This is a genomic window from [Zimmermannella] alba NBRC 15616 (genome assembly GCF_001570905.1).
Lineage (GTDB): Bacteria > Actinomycetota > Actinomycetes > Actinomycetales > Microbacteriaceae > Pseudoclavibacter > Pseudoclavibacter albus.
The window spans coordinates 1-1,059 of record NZ_BCSO01000027.1 but is presented as its reverse complement, the minus strand read 5'-3'; the positions used below and the strand labels follow the sequence as shown (position 1 = coordinate 1,059).

Below are 1,059 nucleotides of genomic sequence, written 5' to 3'. Positions count from 1 at the left end.
TGTCGTTGTTTCCGCAGCAGCATTCGTACCGTCTGATTCAAGCGCTGGCCGGGTGCCCGCACCGCACGGTCGCGCGCTTGATAGGTACTGGAGCGCGAGCATCTCACCGCTATTGGCCAGGTCCATGCCTTGACGAGGGAAGACTTCGACGGGCTGCTCGTGGACAAAAGCATAGGTGTTTCCGACCAGTTCGCGTCCATCGACTTCGAATCGATCACCTAGGCACGCGCGAGCGGAAAGAAGCAATTGTTGGGGTTGCTGTGAGTCAACTACGTCGCACACGGTACAGTGCTACCAGATCCACCCGTGCGTGCTACCAGAAGCACCCGCGCGTACTACCGCTTCAACCCACGCCCGCTACCAGATACGTCCGCTCAACACCCCTCGAATCCCGCGAAAATTAAACAAGACGTGGAACCCAATAACACAACAAGAACGAGGGCCTAGGACCGCTCTAAGGTTGAATCTACACTCTCGGAGGTGGTGACAACGTGCGCGCTCACACATCCAGCACGCAGTCCGTTGGGCGGCCAATCCGATACCTTTTGACGGAGCCTCTAAACAATTTGACGACGACCGATACTTTTTGACGGCAGGCTGTACCTTTTGACGCCCACACGGTAGTGACACCCTGAACCACTTCCCGGGGCTCAGATTCACGCCCGAAGCGCGCCAATGCACCACCCAACGCACCCATCCGACAAGCGCCCACTCTCCAGAAACCACCTCTGACAAGCCAAAACACCGCCCTTCCAGGCAAAAACAAAAGGACGCTCCCTTTGCATCAAAATGAGCGTCCTAGTGGTGGAGGGGGAGCATCAGTGCTGCCCGTTGCGTGATTATGCTGCTAACTCCCAATTGCACACACCGTTATCTCGTATCAATAGCGACAACCAACGTTTCGAGACGATCGCCTCGAACGGTTCGTCGTCCCAGTGCTGCGGATCGGTGAGAGTATCGCCGTGCGCAAGGTGGAAGTTCTCGTAGTTGATGTCGTGCAAGAACATATTGATGCGCGCCAGGTTGTACGTGGTCAGGTTGATTTCCTGCCCATAGAAC

Annotated in this window: 1 protein-coding gene and 1 pseudogene; both read right to left on the bottom strand. The window is 56.2% G+C overall.

What is annotated here, in order from left to right; genetic code table 11:
* On the bottom strand, positions 1-218 hold a 218-nt coding region (locus ZAL01S_RS10535), incomplete at its 3' end, for a hypothetical protein (protein ID WP_217995481.1).
* Between the two features lie 684 nt (positions 219-902).
* Positions 903-1,059, bottom strand: a pseudogene (locus tag ZAL01S_RS09625) (N-6 DNA methylase); the annotation flags it as partial.